Source organism: Bacillus pfraonensis (assembly GCF_050768835.1).
GTDB lineage: Bacteria > Bacillota > Bacilli > Bacillales > Bacillaceae_G > Bacillus_A > Bacillus_A pfraonensis.
The window spans coordinates 1-1,026 of the sequence record NZ_JAHCDO010000087.1; the positions used below are offsets into that span (position 1 = coordinate 1).

Here is a 1,026-nt window from a genome sequence, read left to right on the forward strand (position 1 = left end):
GAACAGAAACTTTCAAACATCCATTTACCATAAAAAGGAATAATTATTTTTCCATGTTTCGTAGCATATTAAAACCGTAGGAGGTGATACATATGGTTAAAAAGAATAACAGAAATAATAATGAAGTATTGGTTCAAGGTGCTGAGAATGCAATTGATCAAATGAAGTATGAGATTGCACAAGAATTTGGTGTACAGCTTGGTCCAGATACAACATCTCGTGCAAACGGTTCTGTTGGTGGTGAAATCACAAAGCGTTTAGTGGCAATGGCTGAACAGCAACTTGGTGGAGGATTCACTCATTAATTTCACCCGAGGATATAAAAGATTACAGTGAGTCGTAGCATATATATTTTTCCTGTATTTAATTTATAAATAACTTTAGAGACTTACACGATAAGCATCCAAATAGGATGCTTTTTACTTTGTTATACAAAAATTACACAATAAATATAATAAGAAGAATATGGACATTTCGTGATATTGATAGTCGTCAAATTAATTCACTTCACTCTATGGACTATTCAAAATAATAATGCTCCATACTAAAAGTAGATTTAGGCACTTTGAGGAAGTGGGTGATTAATATGTATATGCCAATGGAGCAAGAAGTTAGAGGATATTTAATTACAGGTTCCGGTCTTACAGTTATAGTTACTTTAATGTTTCTAATTTATTGGCTCATTAAGTATAAAGAAAAAAATATCATCTGGTTTATTGCACACTTCTTAATCCTTGCTTTAAGTTTATTCTTACTGATAAATCTTTTAATCGGACCTAACTTTTCTAATTACCCTGTGGTATCAGAGGAGAATTCACTTCAATTGGCTTTATCAGGAATCACTTGGGTAGTAAGTATTATTTTCCTCCTAAAAGGAATTTTGGAGTTTATTAAAAGAAACGTTCGTTATTAAAAACAGCACCTAACCTTGTTTAAATACGGTTAGGTGCTGTTTTAGTTACCATAGTCCCACTTATCGGCAGCAAAACGGTTGCTATTAATCTCCAAAAAAATATAAGTATTTTA

General features: G+C 32.0%; 2 protein-coding genes. Both read left to right on the forward strand.

The window, feature by feature from the left end; genetic code table 11:
• Nucleotides 1-92 precede the first annotated feature (92 nt).
• Nucleotides 93-305 (forward strand): alpha/beta-type small acid-soluble spore protein, encoded by a 213-nt coding sequence (locus KFD70_RS29050; RefSeq protein ID WP_097988981.1) that lies wholly within the window; start codon nt 93-95, stop codon nt 303-305.
• Nucleotides 306-592: 287 nt separating this feature from the next.
• On the forward strand, nt 593-913 hold the full coding sequence (locus tag KFD70_RS29055) for a hypothetical protein (protein WP_336454477.1): 321 nt from the start codon (nt 593-595) through the stop codon (nt 911-913).
• Nucleotides 914-1,026 lie beyond the last annotated feature (113 nt).